Here is a 21579-nt window from a genome sequence, read left to right as displayed (position 1 = left end):
TCAGAGCTTCGAACCGACGAGCTTGATCAGGTCCGCGAGGCGGTTGGAGTAGCCCCACTCGTTGTCGTACCAGCCGACGACCTTGACCTGGTTGCCGATGACCTTGGTCAGCGGCGAGTCGTAGATGCAGGACGCCGGGTCGGTGACGATGTCCGAGGACACGATCGGGTCGACCGAGTAGCGCAGGATGCCGGCCAGCGGACCCTCGGCGGCGGCCTTGTACGCGGCGTTGATCTCGTCGACCGTGGCGGCCTTCTTCAGGGTGACCGTGAGGTCGGTGGCCGAGCCGGTCGGCACCGGGACGCGCAGGGCGTAGCCGTCCAGCTTGCCCAGCAGCTCCGGCAGCACCAGGCCGATCGCCTTGGCGGCACCGGTCGAGGCCGGGACGACGTTCAGGGCGGCGGCGCGGGCGCGGCGCAGGTCCTTGTGCGGGCCGTCCTGCAGGTTCTGGTCCTGCGTGTACGCGTGGATCGTGGTCATCAGGCCCTGCTCGATGCCGAAGGCGTCGTTGAGGACCTTGGCCAGCGGGCCGAGGCAGTTGGTGGTGCAGGAGGCGTTGGAGATGATCACCTGCGAGCCGTCGTACTTCTCGTCGTTGACGCCGAGGACGACGGTCAGGTCCTCGCCCTTGGCGGGCGCGGAGATGATGACCTTCTTGGCGCCACCGGCGATGTGCGCCTTGGCGGCGTCGGCGTTGGTGAAGAAGCCGGTGGACTCGACGACCACGTCCACACCCAGGTCGCCCCAGGGCAGGTTGGCCGGGTCGCGCTCGGCGAGGGCCTTGATGGTCTTGCCGTCCACGACGATGCCCTCGTCGCTGACGCTGACCTCACCCGGGAACCGGCCCAGGATGGAGTCGTACTTCAGCAGGTGGGCCATGGTGGCGACGTCGCCGAGGTCGTTGAACGCGACGACCTCGATGTCGTGGCCGCTCGCCTTGACGGCGCGGAAGAAGTTGCGGCCGATCCGGCCGAAGCCGTTGACACCTACGCGAACGGTCACTGCTGCCACTCCTCTGAGGATCGGCCGGGGCGTCCGGCCGTGACTTGCGGGCTCGCGGGCAACCCTAGCGTGCGGGCATGCGCGTCCCTGACTGCCCTGACGAGACTTCCACCACTTGGCGAACGGGTCAAGAATCGATTAAGTAGCCGAGTGGTTCCAGGGTGCCTCGGCCGGGCGGACCACGGCGGACCAGTCGGCCGGCTGGTTTGCCTGTTCCAGCAGGCCGCAGCGGGTTTACAGACGCTCGGCAGGAGTTCGATTTTGGCGACTGGAACGATTCAGCCAATATCGATTTTCGGAGGCCTCCGACAGGGTGGCCGGACCGCGCCGGAAGGGCGCCGGCGCGAGCGTGAGGTCGATGACTCGACCGATCCAGCGGACCGGCATCAGCCGGACGAGCGGTCGTCATTTCGCCCTACCCCGCCAGCTCGCGCTCGAGCGGCGTCCGGAACCGCGGTGTCACACGCGCCTCGCCGAACCAGCCCTCGCTCTTCGCCGCCTCGGCCGACACCATCGCCGACGCCTCCGCGCCGACGTCCTCCAGCAAGCGGAACGCGACCTCCCCCGAGGCACGCTGGGCCCAGCCGCCGACGACGCGGCCGCTCAGCCAGATCGTCGGGCCGATGTTGCCGCTGCGGTCGAACAGGGCCGGGCGGTGCCGGCCGAGGAACCAGTCACGCTCCTGCCAGCCCATCGGCGTCGGGTCCAGGGCCGGCAGGAACGCCACCCACGGCGGCGGCTCGGGCACCGGCTCGAGGTCGTCGGCCAACACGACGCCGGGCACGCCCTCGATGTCGACTTCGGCCGGGGACAGCGCGGCCAGCGCCTTCTTCGCCTGGCCCGCCGTCCAGCCCGTCCACCAGCGCAGGTCCGACACCGGCGCCGGGCCGTACGCGCGCAGCCAGCGCCGCGCCAGCTCGACCCGCGCCTCCTCCGCGGTCCAGGCGGCGAGCCCGGGTGCCCACGAGTCCAGCGGGTGCCACACGTACTGGGTGCTCAGCCAGCTCCCCCGCGGCCGGCCGCGGACGATCCGGCCGTTCGCGGCCAGCAGGAACAGCACCCGGCTCGTGACGTTCCCGATCGCCTCGTACGGCTTGCCCGCGGCCATCCGCAGCTGCTGGCGCAACCGCGGCTCGTCCTCGCTCAGCTGCTGCGCCGTCGCCGAGCCGCGGGCCCGCAGCGCCGCTTCGACCGACGCTTCGACGTCGGCCAGCCACTTCCCGGGCTCGGCGACGTTCTCCGGGTGGCCTTGCCGCCCGAGGTGCTGCTCCAGCAGTTTCCGTTGCTTGACGGCGATGTCGGCGGAACACCCCGCCTGCACGAGCGCGGCCGTCTCCAGGCTCGTGACGAAAACCGTGCGCCGCATGCCGAGCAGCCGCAGCACCGTCCGGTCTTCATACAGCGCGCGCTCGACGAGCGGAACCGCCGGTGACGCGAGCCGCGCGCACGCCGAGAGGTGGACGGTCGCCGGGTCGGTGGCGTGCAGCGCGACGACCCCGGCCACCGCGTCGGCCACCGAAGCCGCGGGCGCGGCGAGGTGGTGACGGGCGGCGAGGCGGGCCCGGCGCTGGTCGAGGGTGATCTTCGGGAGCACGCCACTGTGATACCACCCGGCACCGACAAAAACGCTGGTCGTCCGGTCGCGGCGGCCTTACGCTCGCGCCATGGTCTCCGGCGCGCACTTCGCGGCCTTCGCCGCGCTCACGTTCCTCATGGTCGTCGTCCCCGGGCCGAGCGTGCTGTTCACGATCAGCCGCGCGCTCACGGTCGGCCGGCGCGACGCGCTGCTCACCGTCTTGGGCAACTCGGCCGGGGTGTACACGCAGGTGGTCGCGGTCGCGTTCGGTCTCGGCGCGCTCGTGACGACGTCGGCCACGGTGTTCACCGCGATCAAGATCGCCGGCGCGATCTACCTGGTGTACCTGGGCATTCAGGCCGTCCGGCACCGCCGCCGGCTCACCGACGCGATGGCCGCGACGGTGCGCACCACCCCGCGCCGGGTCGTGACCGTGCTGCGCGACGGCTTCGTCGTCGGCTTCGCCAACCCGAAGTCGATCGTCTTCCTCGCCGCGCTGCTGCCCCAGTTCGTCGACCCGGCTGCCGGCTCGGTGCCGGTCCAGATGCTGCTGCTCGGCCTGTGCCTGCCAGCGATCGCGCTGGCCACCGACAGCGCGTGGGCGCTGGTGGCCGGCACGGCCCGCACGTGGTTCGCCCGGTCGCCGAAGCGGCTCGAGCTGGTGGGCGGCACCGGCGGCCTGGTGATGATCGGCCTCGGCACCACCCTGGCCTTCACCGGCCGGGGTGACTGAGCACCAGGTCCAGCAGTCCCGGGAACGCCGCGTCGAATTCGGGGCGGCGCAAGCGGTTGAGCCGTCGCGGGCCTTCGTCGCGCTGCTCGATCAGCCCGGCGGCGCGCAGCACCGAGAAGTGGTGACTGCGGGTCGCCTTCGTCACGGGCAGGTCGAAGGTGCCGCACGCCTTGGTCCACTCCGGCACGGCGGCCAGCTCACGCAGGATGCTGCGGCGCACCGGATCGGCGACCGCGGCGAGGGCGTCCTGCAGGGAAACCTCCGCCGGGAGCACGTGCGTGAGGCCACGGGCCCGCGCAGTGTTCGATGTTTGTCGTACACTCACCTGGTCGACCTCCATCGAACACCTTACGCCAGGAGCAGCCGTGCCCCGACACCTCGACACGACCTTCGGCCCCGACGCGCGCAACCGGCTCGACGAGGCCACCCGACCTGGCCGGGACGGCGCCCTGGCCGCTCTCGAATCGTTCTACTACGCCTTCAACCAGCGTGATCTCGCCGTGTTCCGCCAGGTCTGGACGAGCGACCCGCTCGCCCAGCTCAACAACCCGCTGGGCGGGATCCTCCGCGGCGGCGACGCGATCACCGCGCTGTACGAGCGCGTCTTCCACGGCCCGGCCCGTGTCACGGTGACCCTCGGCGACATCGTCGAGTACTCCGGCGACGGGCACGCGGTGTTCGCCGGCCGCGAGACCGGCGAGTACCGCGTCACCGAAACCGTGCCCCTGAGCATCCGCACCACGCGGTTCTTCGCCTACGAAGCCGGCCGGTGGGTGCAGGTCCACCACCACGGCAGCATCGACGACGCCGAGGCGCTCGCCGCCTACCAGGCCGCCCTTCGCGGCTAGGCCAGTGCTTCCACCAGCCGGGGCCACCACTCGCGGGGCAGGTCGGCGACCGGGACGACCACCTGGTCCGCGCCCGCCTCGACGTACTCCCGCAGCCGGGCCACGACCGTGTCGAAGCCGCCCCACACCGTCACGCCGTCGACCAGGCGGTCGGACAGGCCGGTGATGTCCGCGTCCGTGAACCCCATGCGGCGGAGGTTGTTCGCGTACCCGGGCACGCCGGAGAGGAACCGCAGCGAACCGGCCCGGATCGCCTCACGCGCCGTCGCCGGGTCGGTCTCCGCGACGACGTTGAACAACACCGCCAGCTGCCGGTCCGGGCCCAGGATCTCGCGTGCGGACGCGACGTAGTCCGTCGTGACCAGGTACGGGTACGCGCCCGCCGCGCGGTCGCGGGCCAGCTCCAGCATCTTCGGGCCCAGCGCGGACAGGATCCGCGCCGACGCGGGCACGGTGTCGTCGAGCTCGTCGAGGTAGCTGTTCAGGGTCGCCAGCGGGCGCGGGCCGTGTGCCCCGCCCAGGCCGGCCACGAACCGCCCGGCCGGCAGGTCCGCGTACGCCCGCGCCACGTCGGCGGCCGGCACCCGCACGACCGGCAGGATCCCGCTGGCCACCGGGATCTTCGTGGTCCCGCGCACCACTTCGGTGATCAGCGGCAGGTTGCTCCCCTGGCCGCCCGGCAGCCACAGCGTGCCGTAGCCCAGCTCCTCCAGCTCGACGGCGGTCTCGACGACCCCCGTCTCGGTCCTGCCCAGCGTCGCGCCCAGCTTCCCCAGTGTCGTCATGCGCCGGGCAACTCCGGACGACGCCGGGTTGTTCCGCCTCACGCCGTCTGTTCGTCCTCAGCGGAATCCGCTTCGGCGGGCCGGCTGAACATCCGGGTCGCCGAGAGCCGGGCGACGCCGTCCGGATCGCCCAGATCCGCCAAGGAGTTGCGGATCGTCGAGTCCACCGACAGGTACTTGCGGCCCGCCCGCAGGTCGGCGTCGTTGCGCAGCCGCACGATCAGCGGGAACTCCGACAACGCACCCGCGTCGAACAGGCCCGTCGTGTAGATCAGCTGCACGCCGAGCGCTTCGGCGACGGCCCGCTGCAGCTCCAGCAGATAGCCCGCCGACGCGCGGCCGATCGGGTTGTCCAGGAACAGCACGCCGGAGTGGCGGTTGCGGACCTTGCCGCGGTTGTTGGCCCGCAGCGCGGCCAGCGTGCAGTAGAGGATGATCGCCGCGGTCAGCTGCTGGCCGCCGGAGAACACGTCGCGGATCTCCGAGACGCGCTGGCGTTCGGTCCGCAGCACCGAGTCCGGCTTGAGCATGTCGACGCGGAAACCCTTGGGCGCCGCGGCCCGGACTCCGCGCAGCACCAGGGAAAGCCCGTCGCGCTTGACGTCGCGGCCGTCCGCGGTCTTGCCGACGGCGGCCTCGTCGACGACCTCGCCGAGCTTCTCGGTGAGCGCGTTGTCCTCCAGCTCGGTGAAGCGGATGCGGAGGAACTCCTGCCCGGACCAGTCGCCGAGGCCGTCGGGCAGCCGGGACACGCGCTGGGCCGAGCGCAACGTCCGCAGCGCGCCGTCGACCATGCCCTGCAGGCGCGTGATGATGCCGCCGCGGTGCCGGTCGATCTGCGCGAGGTCGTCGGTGAGCGACCGCAACCGCGGCCGCAGCGCTTCGGCCCACTCGGCAGCGTGCGACGGGAGCTGGTCGCGCTTCACCGAGATGACCTGCTGGCGCACCGGCGTGCTCAGCTTCTCGAACCGCTTCTCCGTCGCGTACTGCGCGAGCTGGTCGGCGGCCGCGCGCACCCGCCGGTCACCGGCGTCGGCGGCTTCCTGGGCCTGGCCGTGCGTCGCGTTGAGACGGCTGTGCTGGGCGCGGGCGGTCTCGACGTCGCCGTCGTAGGCAGCCGCGTCCGTGTCGGTGACCAGGTGGGCCATCGATTCGGCGAGCAGCGCGAACCCCGAGGCGGAACTGCGAGCCGACTCCAGCGTCGCCTCGGCCGCGGCCCGGCGTTCCTGCAGCTCTTCCCACTTCCGCGCGGCCACCGACACCTCCAGCCCGGCGGCGTCGATCAGCTCCAGGCCGTGCTCGATGTCCCGCGGCTTCTCCCCCGTGACGCCGTTCTGCAGCGGCAGCGCGTCCAGCTCGGCGCGCCGGGTCGAGACGAGCCCGATGGCTTCGGTGCGCTCGTCCTCCAGGCCGTCGACGACCCGCCGAGCGCGGGCCAGGGCGGCCGCGCGAGCCGAGGCGTCGGAGCCGTCGGGCGTTTCCAGGAGTTCGGCGGCCGCCACGCGGACGGCTTCGTCGAGGGATTCGACGGCGGACCCCGCGGCCGCCTCGGCTGACTCGGCCTGCTCCAGCTCGGCCCGCAGGTCGCTGCCGACCTCGACCTTCGCGTACGACTCCGACGCCGACAGGTACGTCCGGCGCAGCGCGTCGACCGGCTCGGCCGGCACCTCGCCCTCGGCCGCGTCGGCCGCGCCGGGCACCTCGGCCAGCTCGGCCCGTGCGGTCGTCGCAGTCCGGCGATGGCCGTCGGCGGTGCGCTGCTCCTCCCCCGCCTGCTCCCGCAGCCGCGCGGCCTTGCCCGCCGCGTCGGCGGCCTGCAGGTCGGCGCGCTCGGCGACTTCCGTGGCGCGCTCGACGTCCTCGGTCCACTCGGCGATCCGGGCGCCCCGCACGGCGAGCTCCCCGAGCTTTCGCGCCTTCTCTTCGGCCTCGGCCGCGGCGGCCCGCAGTTCCGGGACGCGCTCGCGCAGCGACGCCGTCTTTTCGCTCAACCGCGCGAACTCCGCCTCGGCCTGCGTCAGCGCGATGCGCGCGGTCTCCCGCGCGGTGCGGGCCGCGTGGGCCTGCTCGGCCAGCGTCGCGATCGCGCCCGGCGGGTAGTCCTCGCGCCAGGTGGTGAGCTTCCACGTCAACGCGCCGTCCGCGGACAGCTTGGCGGACAACGCTTCGAGGCGCCGCTGCCGTTCGGTGTGCCGCCGGGCCACGGCTTCCCGCTCGGCGTCGGCGGCTTCCTCGTCGTACATCGCGGGGTTCGGCGGCACCAGGAACTCGACGCCGGGCGCGGCACTTTCACGTGAAAGTGCCGCCTCGGTGGTGCCGACGGCGATGATGGAGCTGGGGAGGAGCCGTCGCTTGGTGAGCACCTCGCGGGCGCGGTCGGCGTGCGAGGCGTCGTTCAGAAGTACCCCGGAAACCAGCTGCGGCAGGCTTTCCAGCACTTCGGCACGTCGTGCAGTGTCCAGTTTGGACAGGTAACGCCAGCCGGACCACGCCGTGATCCCGGCTTCTTCCAGCGCGTCCAGCGCGGCCTGGACGTCCTCCGGCGGCGGCAGCAACCCACCCGAGCCCAGCGCGGCCAGCGCGCGTTCGTCGGCGGACTCCTCCATCCGCAGCGCCGTCTGCTCCTTCTCGACCGACGCGCTCGCCTCGCGCAGCCGTTCCAGCAGCACCGGAAGGTCGCTTTCGAGGGCGACGTCGTCCGCGCCGAGCAGCTCGACCAGGCGGCTTTCGGCGGCGAGCGCGTCGGTGCGGCGGTGGGCGCGGTCGAGGTCCTCGGTGGCGCGCTCGAAGCGGTCCTGGGTGGTGCCCGCGAGCTGGTGGGCTTCGTTCACGGCTCGTTGCGCCGCTTGGAGGTCCGTGCCGACGCGGTCCAGCTCCTGCTCGCGCCGGGTCAGCTCGGCGGTCGCGGACTCGGCCGCCGTGCGCGCGGTCCGCGAAGCTTCGGCGACGTCGGCACCCGAGGACAGCAGCCCGCCGCGCACGGCGTTCTGGACCTCCTCGCGCAGCTCGGTGATCCGCGTGGTCAGCCCGCGGGCCTCGGCGCGCCGCCCGGCCGCGAGGTTGGCGGCCTCGTCGCGTTCGGTCTGCGCCTTCTCGGCTTCGGCACGCAACGCGCCCGCGTGCGCCTCGGCCTTGTCGGCCTGACGCTGGGCGTCCTGCGCGAGCGAGTGCAACCCGCGCGCGAGTGCCGAAGCGGCGTCGTTGCGCGCCTGCAGTGCCGGCCGCGCCTTCTCTTCCCGGCTGCCGACCAGCTCGCGCAGGTCCTTTGCCTTGCGGGCCGCGTTCAGGGAGTTCAGCACGGTCGCGGTCTCGCGCCAGGCTTCCGCTGCGGTCTTCGCTTCGGCCAGCTCGCCGTCGACGCGCTTGCGGGCCTCCTGCGCCTCGTCCAGGCGCAGCACGGCGACGAGACGCCGCAGCTCGGTGACGCCCGCGGCGAGCCGCCGGTGGTCCCCTTCGGCGAGCTTCTCCGCCGACTTGACCTCGGTGACGTGGTCCTCGAGCCCGGACAGCCGCGCGTTCTCCAGCTCGTTGCGCGCGACCACGCGCCCGGCCAGCTCGGCCATGTCGGCTTTCGCCGATTCGGCGATCTTCCGCGACTCCGCGGCAACACCTTCTTCGGCGGCCAGCGGCCCCAGCAGGTCCAGCGCGCCCGCGACGAAATCGCGTTCCGACAACAGATCCCCGCGCTGGGCGAGGTTGTGCGCATAGGTGGAGACGACCTCCGCGAGGTCCTTCGGCTCGTCCTCGGCGATCACCGCGCGCAGCAGGAACTCGACGAACGCGTCGTCGGTGCCGAAGGCGAACGCGTCGGCCGCTTCCCCTTCACCCGCGTTCATCGCGCGCTGGTAGCGGAACAGCTCGGTGTCGAGGCCGAGCGTGTCGAGCCGCCCGGTCCACTCGTGGTGGCGCCGCGTCCAGGACAGCTCCAGCTCCGGCTCGGCCAGCTGCGCGGCGGCGAGCTTGTCGTGGAAGCCGGACATGGTGAGCAGCCGGCCGTCCTGGGTCATCGGCAGGGAGTCGAGCCCCAGCGCGGCGGTCGGGCGGAAGCAGTACCAGGAGTCGACCAGGTTCTCCGAGTCGGCGGAAACCACGTGGCCGCGCCATTCCGACGCCTTGCCGGTGATGATCCGGTGCCCGCTCTCGACGTGCAGCCACTCCAGCACGACATGCGAGACGTCCTTGGCCGCGACGAACTTCTCGAGCACCTTCGTGCTGGTGGTGCCGACGACCTGGCGGCGGCCGGGCAGCATCACCGAGAAGATCAGCTTGATGAGCACGGACTTGCCGCCGCCGTTCTCCAGGAACAGCACGCTGGCCGGCGACGGGCGGCGCAGCTCGGCCGGGCCGGTGGCGTGGATGCCGGCGCTGAACAGCGCGTCCTGCTTCGGCGCGGTGATCTTGGCGCCGACCCCGCTGAAGTCGAGCACGACGTCCTGGTAGCGGGCACCCGCCGGGCCCACCGAATGCAGGCGGACCCGCGAAAGCTCGTACATCTACTCCCCTTTTACAGCGTGTCCGACGACGTCGCGCGCAGCGTGCCCCCGGCGTTCGCGACGGCCACGACGTCGAGCGCGAGCAGGTCGTCGAAGGCGGCGTCGGCCGCGAGCTCGCGGACCTGGATCTGGTAGCGCGGCGTGGTCCGGTAGGTGCCGCCCTGCTCGTCGCTCACCGGGACCAGGAAGCCCTGGTCGGCGAGGAAGCGCAGGGCGCGGCTGACCATGCCGCGGGTGGTGTCGGCGGCCAGGCGGCCGTCCTTGGTGGCGGCCGCCGCGGGTCGGCGCGTGTAGGCGCGCCAGGCCTGTTCGAGCTCGGGCGCGTCGGCCAGGGGGTCGTTGTTGGCTTCGGCCGCCGCGGCGCGTTCGTCGAGCATGCGGGCGGCTTCGCGGACCATCGCGTCGACCTGCTCGACGCTGACGCGGCCGATGTAGGTGTCGTTGGCGAGGTCGTCCGGGCGCGGGTAGCCGAGCGCGGCGGTGGCGAGGTGGATGAGGCCGTGCAGGACCTTCTCCGTCTCGCGGCGCTCGCGGATCTTGGCCTGGCGGGCGTAGGAGTCCATCTTGATCTCGAAGACGGACTCGTCGGTGGCCGCCAGCACCGCGCCGGCCTGCTGGTTGACCTCCAGCACCATGAGCCCGAGCCCGGCCGCGACGGCGTGGGTGAGCGCCTTGAACGCGTTGTCCTCGCCGTAGCGGCGCACGAGGTCGCCGTAGACGACGTCACGCGCGGGCAGCTGCTTCGGCCGCATGCCGAACGCGACCAGCCGGGCCGCGGCTTCGGCGTCCACGCTGCTGTGGGACAACGCCATTACGCGACTTCCTCTTCTTCTTCGTCGGCCCGCTCGACGGCGGCGGTGGACAGGAGGAGGTCGGCGCCGCCGAACTCCGGGTCGTCGAGCAGGGTGCCGTCGTCGACGGCGAGCAGCACCTGCCGGTCGCCTTGACGCCGCGCCGCGCCGACCCCGGGACTGTAGGCGTGCACCGCGCGCAGCGCGACCAGAGCGGCGAGGCCCGGCTGGCGGCTGCGGCGGGCCTCTTCGAGCAGGCCGGACAGCCGGCGCGGCACCTCGGGCAGGTCGAGCAGCTCGTCGGCGCGCCGCCAGACGTCGTCGCCGAACTTGTCGGTGACCTCGGCGGGCATCAGCTCGGGCTCGGGGATCTCGCCGACGAGCTGGTCGCGCTCGGGCGCGGGTCGCAGGAGCAGCGAGACCAGGCTCGACAGCGACGGGACGACCGGCGCGGTGATGCCCGCGGCGGCGTGGAAGAAGTGCTCGACGGGCGCGACGGCGTCCGCCAGCGGCAGCCCGAGCGTCGGTACGAGGAGCTGCCCGAACAAATCCAGGGTCGCGCGCTGGGGCGGGCCGGAGAACTGCTGGCGGTCCTGCTCGGCGCGGAACACCGCGCCCGCGTCGGCCAGCCGGGACTGCAGGCGCGTGTGCCGGCGGATGCAGTCGCCGACGATGTCGACCAGCTCGGCGGCGCGGCGCTTGCGGTCGAGGTCCTCGGTCTCGTCGCGGGCGGTGGTGATGTTCTTGAGGATCGCGTTCTCGGCGCGGAAGCGGGCTTCGATGTGGCTCAACGCGCTGTCGAGCAGCTCCGGGACTTCGCGTTCCCAGTCGACCGAGCGGACGTCGCGGCGGGTGGCGTCGAGCTTCGCGCGCAGCGTCTCGCCGTACTGGACGGTCCGGTAGCGGGCCTGCTCGGCGGCCAGCTTCGCGTCGGCCAAACGACCCCGCGCGATGAGGTTCTCGAGCTTGACTTCGGCGGCGATCTGGGCCGACTCGACGTCGGTGTCCAGCGCCCCGACGAGGACGTTGATGGCCTCGTCGGTGGCGCGCAGGTAGACCTCGCCGTCCGGGGCGGCCAGCTCGACGAGCAGCTTGAAGTCGAACTGGCGGCGCTGGTAGCCGCCGGGCCCGATCGAGCCGTAGACGCGCCGGAAGCCGCGGTCGGTCGTGCCGACGTTGATCAGGTTGTCCAGGACCCACTTGGCCACCCGGACGTGTTCTTCGGGCATCCGCGACGGCGCCTGCTGCGCGATGAACGGCAGCAGCCGATCGATGACCTCGTCGTGGCCGGCGCCGGTGTCGAAGTCCATCGCGATGGTGACCTGGTCGATCGTGTGCAGCGCGACCTCGGCCATCTGGTAGATCGTCGCGTCGGCCCAGTCGAGCTTCGCCTTGCGCGCGTCGAGGTCGTGCAGCGGCGCGGTGCAGGCCAGCGCCTTGAGGCGGCGTGTCAGCCCCTCGTCGGCCAGGCCCCCGGTCTCGTCGTCTCGCACAGCAGGCCAGGCTAGTCGGCCACCCTCTGCGCACGCGCGGGTGACGGGCTAACGTCGCTCACATGCGTGAGATGAGCCGTTCAGAGTGGTGGCAGTTCGCGTCCGAAGGCACCCGGACGGGCAAGCTCGCCGTGGTCCGCGCCAACGGCGCCCCGATCGTCGCCCCGATCTGGTTCCTGCTGAACGAGGGACCGGACGGCGACGAGCTGATCTTCAACACCGGCACCGAGACCCTCAAGGGCAAGGCGATCACCCGCGACCCGCGGATCTCCCTGGTGGTCGACGACCAGGCGCCGCCGTACACCTACGTCCAGTTCACCGCCGAGGCGCGGCTGACCCACGACCACGCGGAGACGCTCGACTGGGCGACCCGGATCGGCGGCCGGTACATGGGCGCCGAGCGCGCCGAGGAGTTCGGCAAGCGCAACGCCGTCCCCGAGGAAGCGCTCGTCCGGGCGAAGATCACCAAGGTCATCGCGCGGGCCGAAATCGCCGGTTGACCTGGTTTCGCTGGTACTCTCACGCGCGGGGGTGGGGGACATGCTTCCGGGTGAGGACGACAGACGTGACGCCGTCAAGGCGATCCTGAGCTCCGGCCAGCGCGAGCTGGTCGCCGAGCTGGAACGGCTCGACGGCGGAGCCCGCTTCGGCCGCGGCCGCGCTCGGGTGCTGGAGAACGGCGAGGTGTTCGAACGCGCCGCGGTCTGCGTCACGACGGTGACCGACGGCGGGTTCTCCACCAGCGGGCTGTCGGTCGTGATCCACCCGCGCAACCCCCGCGTGCCGGCGTTCCAGGCGCAGTTCCGCTACTGCGAAGCCGGGGACACGTGGTGGTTCGGCGGCACCGCGGAGCTCATCCCGTGCTACGGCTTCGCCGAGGACGCGGCGCACTTCCACCGAGTGCTCCGGAACCACTGCGACACGCTCGACCCGGCGTTCCACGCGCAGGCGAAGCGCACGGCGGACGACCGCTTCCGCCTGCCGCACCGCGACGAGCCACTCGGGATCGGCGGCATCGCGTTCGACCACCTGCACCCGGCGGGCCCGCACGGCTGGCGCCGCGGCGCGGCCTTCACGGCGGCGGGCATCGCGACGATCGCCCCCGCGTACCTGCCGATCGTGCGCCGGCGCCGGGACCTGCCCCACGGCGAACGCGAGCGGCAGTGGCAGCTGCACCGGCGGGGCCGGTTCGTCGAGTCCGCCCTCTTCCAGGCCGCGTCGGCCGCCCGCGCCGACGCGGAGGCGATCCTGCTGGCGCTGCCGCCGATGGCGCGGTGGGAAGCCGGGTTCACGCCGGAGCCGGGAAGCCCGGAAGCGGAGCTGGCGGCGTTCCTGGTCCCGCGGGACTGGGCGGCGGAACCGGCGGCCGTGGTCGGCTGAGCTTCGAGCGCCCCAATGCCACATTGGGTGCGTTGAGCGCACCCAATGTGGCGTTCGGTGCGTCCAACGCACCCAATGTGGCGTTCGGTGCGCCCAACGCACCCAATGTGGCGTTCGGTGCGCCCAACGCACCCAATGTGGCGTTCGGTGCGTTGAGCGCACCCAACGCCACATTGGGGCGCTTGTGCCGCCGTCCGGGTGTGCGCCCCGCTCAGCGGGAAACCCTTGTTCACCAAGGGTGAGCGCCCGTGTCGAGTATTGACACGGCCCACTCGAAGGGTGTGAGATCTGTCCCTATAGATAGGAAACTTTCCTAACTATTAGGTCCGATTCCGGTGGTCCGCCGACCAGTTCCGCCCCGGTCACCCCCTCGACCCACGCAGGAGGCTCCCAGTGGCACCCCGTCCACCGTGGCGCGTGGTATTGGCCGGTACCGCCGTCGCGGCGCTCGGCTTCACCGCGCTCAGTCCGGTAAGCGCTTTCGCGGCCGCGGCAACGGATTACGAGTCCGAGAACGCCGTCGTCTCGCAGGGCGCCGTCGAGTCGAACCACGCCGGCTACTCCGGCACCGGGTTCGTCAACTTCGACAACGTCGCCGGCAGCTACGTCGAATACTCCGTGAACGCCGCGCAGGCGGGCAGCCACACGCTGACCTTCCGCTACGCCAACGGAACCGCCGACAACCGGCCCGTCAAGCTGATCGTCGACGGCGGCGACAAGGGCACCGTCGACTTCCCCGGCACCGGCGCGTGGACGACGTGGAAGACCGTCACCGCCACCGTGCAGCTGACCGCCGGGGTCAACAAGATCCGCACCACCGCGACCACCGCGAACGGCGGCCCGAACGCCGACAAGCTCACCGACACCTTCACCGCGCCGAGCGACAGCGAACCGCCGACGCCGCCGTCGAACCTCAAGGCGAGCAACATCCTCCCCACCGCGGCCACGTTCTCGTGGACCGCCGCGACCGACAACGTCGGCGTCGTGCGCTACGAGATCAACCGCGGCGGCAACATCCTCAAGACCGTCGACGGCACCACCACCAGCGCGACCGTCGACAACCTGACGCCCAACACCGCCTACGACATCTCGATCGGCGCGTTCGACGCCGCGGGCAACCCGTCGCAGCAGAGCAACGTGGTCACCTTCACCACGCCGCCGAGCGACGACACCACCCCGCCCACCGTGCCGGGCAACCTGCGCTCCACCGGCGTCACCGCGAACAGCGTTTCCCTGGCGTGGAACGCTTCCACCGACAACGGCGGCAGCGTCGCCGGCTACGACGTCTACCAGGGCGCCACCAAGGTCGCGACCACGACGTCACTGAGCACGACGGTCACCGACCTCAACCCGAACACCTCGTACACGTTCACGGTCAAGGCACGCGACCCCGACGGCAACAGCTCCGCGGCGAGCAACGCGGTCACCGCCAAGACCAGCGCTCCGGGCGGCGCAGGGGGCATCCCGGAGTACGACAAGGACATCGCGAAGGTCGACCTCGGCTGGTCGGTGGACTTCCTGCCGAACGGCAACGCGCTGGTGACCGAACGGGACCGCTTCGAGATCCTGCTCGTGACGCCGTCGGGCCAGAAGACCACGCTGGGCAAGGTGCCGGGCGCGGTCGGCACCAACGGCGAAGGCGGCCTGCTCGGCCTGGCGATCTCGCCGAACTGGGCGAGCGACCACGCGATCTACCTGTACCACACGGCTTCCGGGGACAACCGGATCGTGAAGATGACCTACGACGGCACCACGCTCTCCTCGACGTCGACGCCGGTGCTCACCGGGATCGCGAAGAACCGCTACCACAACGGCGGGCGGATCAAGTTCGGCCCGGACGGCAAGCTGTACGCCACCGTCGGCGACGCGAAGAACAGCGACAACGCGCAGAACAAGAGCTCGCTCAACGGGAAGATCCTGCGGCTCAACCCCGACGGCTCGGCGCCGAGCGACAACCCGTTCTACGCCACCGGCGGCAACGCCCGGTACGTCTGGAGCTACGGCCACCGCAACCCGCAGGGCCTGGCCTGGGACTCGCGCGGCCAGCTGTGGGCGGCGGAGTTCGGCGAGAGCAGCCAGGACGAGCTCAACCTGATCCAGAAGGGCGGCAACTTCGGCTGGCCGAGCTGCGAAGGCACCCAGGGCAGCTGCAGTGGCTTCATCGCCCCGAAGAAGACCTGGCCGACGTCGCAGGCCGGGCCGTCCGGGCTGGAGATCGTCAACGACTGGATCTACATCGCCGGCGTGACCGGCGAGCAGATGTTCGCCACGCAGATCAACTCGGCGGGCACCGGCATCGGCACCGTGTCGACGCTGTTCTCCGGCCGCTGGGGCCGCCTGCGCTCGGTCACCAAGTCCCCGGACGGCGGACTGTGGCTGACCTCGACGAACAACGACAAGAACGGCGGCACGCCGTCGGTGCTGGACAACGTGATCGTGCGGCTGAAGTTCCCCGGCGGCTCGACGCCGGGTGACTTCAAGCTGACCAGCTCGGCCTTCGCCGACAACGCGACGATCCCGGACAAGTACACCTGCGCCGGCGACGGCACGGCGGGCCAGGACCCGTCGCCGCCGCTCGCGTGGGGCGCGTCGGCCGGGGCGAAGGGCTACGCGGTCGTGTTCGCCGACGTCGCGAACAGCGGGAACAAGCTGCACTGGGCGATCTGGGACGTCCCGGCGTCGGCCCGCTCGCTGCCCGAAGCGCTCGGCGCGGGCTACACCGTGCCGAACCAGGGTGGCGCGAAGCAGAAGGCCATGGGCAGCGGCGCGAACGCGCAGAAGTTCTTCGGCCCCTGCCCGGGCGGGTCCAGCCACCCGTACACGTTCACGCTCTACGCCCTGAACACCGCGACGGTCCCCGGCCTGAGCTCGTCCTCGACGATGGCCCAGATCGAAACCGCGATCAAGGGCGCCTCGACGGCCACGGTGAAGCTGCGCGGGAAGTCCAGCGCGGCGGCCTAGAAGCCGCGGCAGGGGTGACCGGAGCGGCGCCGGTCACCCCTGCCGCCCTAGCTCGGCTCCTTGATGCGGCGCAGGTGCGCGTCGACGTCGAAGCCGTGCTCTTCCAGCCGCCGCCGGGCGAGCAGGAGCTCGTCGGGGGTGAAGAGCTCGGCGTACTCGTCCCGCAGCATCGTCGCCTCGGAGCTGCGGCCGAGCTGGTTCTTCTCCCAGAGGACGGTGAACCCGCCCGCGGTGCCGGCCCCGCGCAGGAGCAGGCGGGCCGCCTCGACACCGCCGTGCTCGCGGACCATGCGCTCGAACTGGGCCGGCCGGTAGCCGTAGTCCTTGGCCAGCACCCGGCAGCCGTCGAGCAGGTCCTCGGTGAACCGCGCGGCGAGGCGGGGATCGGCCGGGACGGGGGCGGCTGGCTCGGGCATCGGACACCTCTCGACGGAAGGGCTTCCCTGATTAATCGCGAACCGCACCGGTTTCGCTACGCCATTCGGGAAGAGATTCCGCGGGGAGCACTCTCCGTGGTCTTGAACGCCGGACAACGCCCGCTGCGCGAGGCCGGATGTCCGACATGCGAACGGTGCCGGCCTGGTCCACTGTGGACAGATCCACGCCCACGGCGACCTCGCGGAAGCTGCCGCCGAGGATCCCCCTGACGAACGAGTGGATTGCGGTTCCGCCGCCGGGGATCCTCCGGGATTCGCCGAGCAGGACCGCGATCCGGCCGGTGCCGCGACGGCGTCCGTCACCAGCCGAACAGACCCGCCATGATGCGTGCGCAGCGGGCCGTCATCGCGGCCGCGTCCTCGTCCGGGCGGTCGATCCACCAGCTGATCAGCGAGTCGACCACGCCCGTCCACACCTGGGCGATCGCCTCGATGTCGACCGGGTCCGCCAGCCCGCGCGACGTCATCAGCTGCGTCGCGCCGAGCAGGGCGAACGCGTCCAGGCGCCGCCGATAGTCCGCCGCCGCGGCCGCGATGTCGCCGGTCGCCGGGACCGTCTCGTCGCGCAGCAGGCGCCACGCGTACCGGTCGTGGTCGAACGTCGTGAAGATCGCCGAGAGCACCTTCAGCGGCATCTGGTCCGGCGCGCCGCCGGCGGCCATCGTCGTCGCGACGCCCTCCGTCAGCCGGTCGCCCGCCCGGTGCAGGCACGCCTGGTACAGCCCGTCCTTCGAGCCGAAGTACTGGTACAGCAACGGCTTCGTGACCCCGACCCGGCGCGCGATCTCGACCATCGAGGCACCCGCGTACCCCACCCGGCCGAACTCCTCGGTGCCGGCCACGACGAGCTGGGCCTCGCGTTCTTCGCGGGGCATCCCCTTGGTCCCGACCGCCCTTGACTCCGTCACGTCCGAGAGCCTACCGTGCGTAAAGTGACCCCAGGGTAAGTTACCGCAAGGTCAGATCAACGGAGGCGACGTGAGTGAGTTCTTGGCGCACCTGCGCGACCCGGTGTTGTTCGCGACCCCGGTGTTCCTGCTGTTCGTGACCATCGAGATCGTCGCGGTGCACGTGCTGGGCCACGACGACAACGTCATCGGCTACAGCCCCGCCGACACCCGCACGAGCATGCTGATGGGCACCGTCGCGGTCGGCGTCAACGCGCTGTTCCGGCTGGTGATGCTGGTCGTCTTCGCGGCGCTGTTCGAGCTCGCGCCGGTCAAGTTCGACCCGCGCGACTGGTGGACGTGGGTGCTCATGCTGCTCGGCCAGGAGCTGGTGTTCTACGCCTACCACCGGGCGAGCCACCGCGTCCGGCTGCTGTGGGCCGGGCACCAGGTGCACCATTCCAGCGAGCACTACAACTTCTCGACGGCGCTGCGCCAGAAGTGGACGCCGTACTTCCAGCTGCCGTTCTGGTCGGTGCTGGCGCTGTGCGGCATCCCGCCGTGGCTGATCCTGACCGGGCTGTCGATCGACCTGGTCTACCAGTTCTTCGTGCACACGGAGAAGGTCGGGAAGCTGCCGCGCTGGTTCGAGTACGTCTTCAACACCCCGTCGCACCACCGCGTCCACCATGGCAGCGACGCCGAGTATCTCGACGCGAACTACGGCGGCATCCTGATCATCTGGGACCGGCTGTTCCGCAGTTTCGTGCCGGAGGACAAGCGGCCGACGTACGGGCTGACGAAGAACATCGACACGTACAACCTGTTGAAGGTCGGCTTCCACGAGTACGGCTCGATCCTGCGCGACCTGCGGACGGCGCGGACGTGGCGCGAGCGCGCGGGTTACGTGTTCGGGCCGCCGGGCTGGCAGCCGGCGGACGTAAATCGGCTGACCACCACGGGTGCCGCGCTCTAGGCTCGCCGCCGATGAGCCACTACTTCAGCATCGACGGCACGTACGTGTGGAACCCGTCCATCGGCCCCGGCGACCTGTTCACCCACCTCGCTGAGGCCCTCACACCCCTGGCCGGGCCGTCCGGGATCGGTGTGACACCGGGCGATCCCCACGACCACCCGATCGACGGCGCGGTCTTCGCGAAGTTCGCCGACACGTTGGTAGCCGAGTACCGCGCGACTTCGCACCCGATCAAGCGGGCGCTCCTCGAAGGGTTCGTGGCGACCGCGGCCGTCCTGGCCCGCCGCGGCGGGCTCCCGCTGCCCGCCCTCGACGGACCGGCCGGGACCTCGACGCGGGACATCCCGGGTGGCGGCGCCGCCGGGCCCGACCGGCTCGCCGAGCTGATGGCCGAGCACGAGCGCGCGATGCCGGCGTGATCGAACCGAACCGGCCCTTCCGCTGGGACCTCGTGCGCCCGGACCACCTCGGCTCGCTGCTCGAGGCGATCCCCGAACCGGACCTGTGGTTCCTCGACGAGCTGACCGACTGCGCCGCGAAGGTGCTCGCCCGCTCCGAAGACGGCGAGCTGCACTTCCTCGGCCGGTCGGTCGACTCCGTGTTCGACCTGCTCGGCGGCGCACTACCGGACCCGGGCCGACTGCACCTGCTGCCGCTGTCCACCGCGTCGATCGACGGCTGGCTGCGGGGCCGGCTCCACCCGGCGGAAGTCGCGCAGCTGCGTGCCAACCTCGCCGCGCACGGACTCGAACCCGGCTCGCTCGCCCGCGGGTCCCGGCCGGTCGTCTTCGTCGACGTCGTCTCGACCGGGCGGACGTTGCGGCAGCTGGTCGACATCCTGCGCGACTGGGCCGCCGACGAACGCGCGGACTGGCCCGCGATCCGCCGCCGGGTCCGGATCGTCGGCCTGACCCGGCGCACGCACACCAGCCCGAACACCCACCGGTGGCAGCAGCACGCGGACTGGGCGCGGGACCTGACGATCCGGAACGTCTCCGTCGAGTCGAGCGTGTTCAGCTACCTCGCCGACCACCAGCAGAAGCTGACCCGCTCGTTCGGCCGGGAGCTCTGGGCCGCCGAAGACGTCCGGGAGCCGGCCCGCGACCACCGGACCCGCCGGGCGCTGGCCGAAGCGGTCGCGATCGTCGAGGCCGGGCGGACACCGGGGGTCCGGGACCGGCTCGCCCGGACCATGGGCCGGGAGCCCGCGATCGCCGACGCGTGGCTGCGGGACCTCGTCAGGCGTCTTCTTCCTCGAGCATCTCGGGCGTGACCGCGGACTCGGTGTCCGGGATGTTCAGGTCCTTCGCCCGCTTGTCCGCCATCGCCAGGAGCCGGCGGATGCGGCCGGCCACCGCGTCCTTCGTCATCTGCGGGTCCGAGAGCTGACCCAGCTCCTCCAGCGACGCCTGCCGGTTCGACAGCCGGAGCTTGCCCGCCGCCAGCAGGTGGTCGGGCGCCGTGTCGCCCAGGATCTCCAGCGCGCGCTCCACCCGGGCCGCCGCCGCGACCGCCGCGCGGGCCGAACGGCGCAGGTTCGCGTCGTCGAAGTTCGCCAGGCGGTTCGCCGTCGCGCGGACCTCGCGGCGCATCCGGCGCTCTTCCCACTGCAGGACGCTCGTGTGCGCGCCCAGGCGGGTCAGCAGCGCACCGATCGCGTCGCCGTCGCGGACCACCACCCGGTCGGCCCCGCGGACCTCGCGCGACTTCGCCTGGATGCCCATCCGGCGCGCCGCGCCCACCAGCGCCAGCGCCGCCTCCGGCCCGGGGCACGTCACTTCGAGCGACGACGACCGGCCCGGTTCCGTCAGCGAACCGTGGGCGAGGAACGCGCCCCGCCACGCCGCTTCCGCGTCGGCCACTCCCCCGGACACCACGGCCGCGGGCAGCCCGCGCACCGGGCGGCCTCGCTGGTCGATCAGCCCGGTCTGCCGGGCGAGGCCTTCACCGTCCTTGACCACGCGCACGACGTACCGGGTGCCCTTGCGCAGCCCGCCGCTGGCGGTGATGACGTGGACGTCGGAATGGTGGCCGTACAGCTCGTGGATCTCCTTGCGCAGCCGTCGCGCGACCGAGCCCGTGTCGAGCTCCGCCTCCACGACCACCCGGCCGGCCACGATGTGCAGCCCGCCGGCGAAGCGAAGCAGCGACGCGACCTCCGCCCGGCGCGGCCCGATCTTCGTGATCTCCAGCCGGCTAAGCTCGTCCTTCACCGCGGCGGTCATCGCCATTACTGCCCCTCCCTGCCTTTCGCTCCTCCCCCGTGCTCCCCGCCGAGACCGAGAGCCTCCCGCATGCACAACGCGAGCGCATCAGGATCATGCCGTCCCGCCACTTCCGGGTCGCCCACCGCCCCCAGGTGGGCGCGCCCGCCGAGCCGTTCGGCCGCGCGCCGGAGATTCGCCGGGTCGGGCACGGAATCGCGGTCCGCGATCACGGCGTCGACCCGCAGATCCGGCGCGTGCTCGAAGAGTACGTCCAGGTGCCGCTCCGGCGAGAATCCCCCGGTTTCCCCCGGCTGGGGGACAAGGTTGAGGACGAGCACCTTGGTCGCGGACGTGTGCACGAGCGCATCGTGCAACCCCGGCACCAGCAGGTGGGGTAAAACGCTCGTGAACCAGGAGCCCGGTCCGAGGAAGACGACGTCGGCGTTCAGCACCGCTTCGACCGCTTCCTCGCACGCCAGCGGCGGCCGCCCGGACCGGCCCGGCGAGTGCAGGCTGACGCGCTGCACCTGCCCCGGCGTCGACGCCACCGCGACCTGCCCGCGGATCGTGCGCAGCGCGGCCGGGTCCTCGCTGTCGAGGCCGCTGACCTGGCCTTCGATTTCCAGCGGCTCCGGCGACATCGGCAGCACGCGGCCCGAGACGCCCATCAGGCGGCAGGCCTCGTCGAGCGCCGCGACCGGGTCGCCGAGCACCTCGAACAGCCCGGCCAGCAGCAGGTTTCCCACCGCGTGCCCGGCCAGCGCGCCGTCACCGCCGAAGCGGTGCTGGAAGACCTCCGCCCACAACGTGCCGCCGTCCTCCGCCGCGAACGCGGCGAAGGCCTGCCGGAGGTCACCCGGCGGCAGCAGCCCGAGCTCGCGCCGCAGCCGGCCGGACGATCCGCCGTCGTCGGCCACGGTCACGATCGCGGTGACGTCGGGGGTCACCCGCCGCACCGCGGACAACGTGGCGTGCAGCCCGTGGCCGCCCCCGAGGGCGACCGCGCGCAC

General features: G+C 71.9%; 19 protein-coding genes. 8 read left to right on the top strand and 11 right to left on the bottom strand.

What is annotated here, in order from left to right:
- Both gap and M8542_RS07630 read right to left on the bottom strand, forming a co-directional pair.
- The gene (gene gap, locus M8542_RS07635; RefSeq protein WP_257919317.1) at positions 1-1002 is read right to left on the bottom strand and encodes a type I glyceraldehyde-3-phosphate dehydrogenase; all 1002 of its coding nucleotides are present in this window, start codon (positions 1000-1002) and stop codon (positions 1-3) included.
- Positions 1003-1417: 415 nt separating this feature from the next.
- Positions 1418-2596, bottom strand: a complete 1179-nt coding sequence (locus M8542_RS07630; RefSeq protein WP_257919316.1) for a winged helix DNA-binding domain-containing protein — start codon at positions 2594-2596, stop codon at positions 1418-1420.
- Positions 2597-2666: 70 nt separating this feature from the next.
- On the opposite strand from M8542_RS07630, the gene M8542_RS07625 reads away from it, so the two are divergent.
- On the top strand, positions 2667-3311 hold the full coding sequence (locus tag M8542_RS07625) for a LysE family translocator (protein WP_257919315.1): 645 nt from the start codon (positions 2667-2669) through the stop codon (positions 3309-3311).
- Here the strand turns inward: M8542_RS07625 and M8542_RS07620 are convergent.
- Entirely contained in the window at positions 3292-3651 is a 360-nt protein-coding gene (locus M8542_RS07620) for an ArsR/SmtB family transcription factor (protein WP_276586130.1), read from the bottom strand. The two genes, M8542_RS07625 and M8542_RS07620, sit on opposite strands and share 20 nt — an antisense overlap.
- 25 nt (positions 3652-3676) lie before the next feature.
- Here M8542_RS07620 and M8542_RS07615 point away from each other — a divergent pair, with 25 nt between their 5' ends.
- Positions 3677-4159, top strand: a complete 483-nt coding sequence (locus M8542_RS07615) for a YybH family protein (RefSeq protein ID WP_257919313.1) — start codon at positions 3677-3679, stop codon at positions 4157-4159.
- On the opposite strand, the gene M8542_RS07610 is transcribed toward M8542_RS07615, so the two are convergent.
- From M8542_RS07610 to M8542_RS07595, 4 genes are read right to left on the bottom strand one after another with little or no spacing between them, the layout of a single operon-like run.
- Positions 4156-4944: a TIGR03620 family F420-dependent LLM class oxidoreductase gene (locus M8542_RS07610; protein WP_257919312.1), complete on the bottom strand. Its 789-nt coding sequence runs from the start codon at positions 4942-4944 to the stop codon at positions 4156-4158. The genes M8542_RS07615 and M8542_RS07610 overlap by 4 nt on opposite strands.
- A 38-nt stretch (positions 4945-4982) precedes the next feature.
- On the bottom strand, positions 4983-9437 hold the full coding sequence (locus tag M8542_RS07605) for a coiled-coil domain-containing protein (RefSeq protein ID WP_257919311.1): 4455 nt from the start codon (positions 9435-9437) through the stop codon (positions 4983-4985).
- Positions 9438-9448: 11 nt separating this feature from the next.
- Positions 9449-10249, bottom strand: coding sequence for a hypothetical protein (locus M8542_RS07600; RefSeq protein WP_257919310.1), 801 nt, complete (start codon positions 10247-10249; stop codon positions 9449-9451).
- Positions 10249-11721 (bottom strand): hypothetical protein, encoded by a 1473-nt coding sequence (locus tag M8542_RS07595; RefSeq protein WP_257919309.1) that lies wholly within the window; start codon positions 11719-11721, stop codon positions 10249-10251. Before M8542_RS07595 ends, M8542_RS07600 begins: the two co-directional genes overlap by 1 nt.
- 62 nt (positions 11722-11783) lie before the next feature.
- Here M8542_RS07595 and M8542_RS07590 point away from each other — a divergent pair, with 62 nt between their 5' ends.
- The 3 genes from M8542_RS07590 (at position 11784) to M8542_RS07580 (ending at position 16062) form a co-directional block, all read left to right on the top strand.
- Positions 11784-12221, top strand: a complete 438-nt coding sequence (locus M8542_RS07590) for a PPOX class F420-dependent oxidoreductase (RefSeq protein WP_257919308.1) — start codon at positions 11784-11786, stop codon at positions 12219-12221.
- Positions 12222-12261: 40 nt separating this feature from the next.
- Positions 12262-13101, top strand: coding sequence for a coproporphyrinogen III oxidase (locus M8542_RS07585; protein ID WP_257919307.1), 840 nt, complete (start codon positions 12262-12264; stop codon positions 13099-13101).
- 393 nt (positions 13102-13494) lie between these two features.
- A complete protein-coding gene (locus M8542_RS07580) occupies positions 13495-16062 on the top strand; it encodes a PQQ-dependent sugar dehydrogenase (RefSeq protein WP_257919306.1) in 2568 nt (855 codons plus the stop codon).
- Positions 16063-16109: 47 nt separating this feature from the next.
- On the opposite strand, the gene M8542_RS07575 is transcribed toward M8542_RS07580, so the two are convergent.
- Both M8542_RS07575 and M8542_RS07570 read right to left on the bottom strand, forming a co-directional pair.
- Entirely contained in the window at positions 16110-16478 is a 369-nt protein-coding gene (locus tag M8542_RS07575; protein WP_257919305.1) for a hypothetical protein, read from the bottom strand.
- 320 nt (positions 16479-16798) lie between these two features.
- Positions 16799-17407: a TetR/AcrR family transcriptional regulator gene (locus M8542_RS07570; RefSeq protein ID WP_257919304.1), complete on the bottom strand. Its 609-nt coding sequence runs from the start codon at positions 17405-17407 to the stop codon at positions 16799-16801.
- A 70-nt stretch (positions 17408-17477) separates the two neighbouring features.
- On the opposite strand from M8542_RS07570, the gene M8542_RS07565 reads away from it, so the two are divergent.
- From M8542_RS07565 to M8542_RS07555, 3 genes are read left to right on the top strand one after another with little or no spacing between them, the layout of a single operon-like run.
- On the top strand, positions 17478-18362 hold the full coding sequence (locus tag M8542_RS07565) for a sterol desaturase family protein (RefSeq protein ID WP_257919303.1): 885 nt from the start codon (positions 17478-17480) through the stop codon (positions 18360-18362).
- A gap of 11 nt (positions 18363-18373) precedes the next feature.
- Positions 18374-18781 carry a DUF6086 family protein gene (locus M8542_RS07560; protein ID WP_257919302.1) on the top strand — a complete coding sequence of 136 codons (408 nt, stop codon included), beginning with the start codon at positions 18374-18376 and terminating at the stop codon, positions 18779-18781.
- Complete coding sequence (locus M8542_RS07555; RefSeq protein WP_257919301.1) at positions 18778-19635, top strand: hypothetical protein; 858 nt, start codon at positions 18778-18780, stop codon at positions 19633-19635. The genes M8542_RS07560 and M8542_RS07555 overlap by 4 nt, the downstream gene beginning before the upstream one ends.
- Here the strand turns inward: M8542_RS07555 and whiA are convergent.
- Both whiA and M8542_RS07545 read right to left on the bottom strand, forming a co-directional pair.
- The gene (gene whiA / locus M8542_RS07550) at positions 19601-20593 is read right to left on the bottom strand and encodes a DNA-binding protein WhiA (RefSeq protein ID WP_086671216.1); all 993 of its coding nucleotides are present in this window, start codon (positions 20591-20593) and stop codon (positions 19601-19603) included. The genes M8542_RS07555 and whiA overlap by 35 nt on opposite strands.
- A complete protein-coding gene (locus tag M8542_RS07545) occupies positions 20593-21579 on the bottom strand; it encodes a gluconeogenesis factor YvcK family protein (protein ID WP_257919300.1) in 987 nt (328 codons plus the stop codon). The genes whiA and M8542_RS07545 overlap by 1 nt, the downstream gene beginning before the upstream one ends.

Source organism: Amycolatopsis iheyensis, from assembly GCF_024703995.1.
Lineage (GTDB): Bacteria > Actinomycetota > Actinomycetes > Mycobacteriales > Pseudonocardiaceae > Amycolatopsis > Amycolatopsis iheyensis.
The sequence above is the reverse complement of the archived record's forward strand: the minus strand, read 5'-3'. Positions and strand labels throughout refer to the sequence as shown.